Source organism: Mesorhizobium sp. M7A.F.Ca.ET.027.03.2.1, assembly GCF_003999175.1.
In the GTDB taxonomy this organism is placed as follows: domain Bacteria; phylum Pseudomonadota; class Alphaproteobacteria; order Rhizobiales; family Rhizobiaceae; genus Mesorhizobium.
Window position 1 is genome coordinate 1 of sequence record NZ_RZOM01001763.1, and the last position, 622, is coordinate 622.

General features: G+C 62.4%; 1 protein-coding gene. It reads left to right on the forward strand.

Annotated features, from left to right (window positions below):
- A partial coding sequence (locus tag EN750_RS37915) for a molybdopterin-dependent oxidoreductase (RefSeq protein WP_145968370.1) occupies positions 1-622 on the forward strand: 622 nt, incomplete at both ends.

The window sequence follows — 622 nt, forward strand, 5'->3', positions numbered from 1 at the left end:
GTCAACATGCATGCAGCGTCCTGCATCGCGGCTGTCACCGGCAGCTGGCAATATGAGGGCGGCGGCGCCTTCCATTCCAACTCCGGCATCTTCAAGCTCAACCAGGAAGTTCTGGAAGGCCCCAGGAGGCGCGATCCCTCGATCCGCCATCTCGACCATTCGCGCATCGGCCCGGTGCTGACCGGAGCCAGCGACGCGCTTTATGGCGGCCCGCCGGTGACGGCGATGCTGATCCAGAACACCAACCCGGTAAATGTCGCGCCGGAACAGCGGCTGGTGAAACAGGGTTTTATGCGCGACGACCTGTTCTCTTGCGTGCATGAGCAGTTCATGACCGACACGGCCAAGCTTGCCGATGTCGTGCTGCCGGCGACGATGTTCCTCGAGCACGACGACGTCTACAAGGGCGGCGGCAATCAGCACATCACGCTCGGCCCCAAGCTGATCGAGCCGCCGGAAGGACCGCGCACCAACCATTTCGTCATCGAGGAATTGGCAAAACGCCTTGGCGTCGCCGATCGTCCGGGCTTCGGCCTCACCGAGCAGCAGCATATCGACATCATCCTGGGCAAGCGCGGGCTGGGCAGCTTCGACAGCTTGAAGGAAGACAAGTGGATCGACC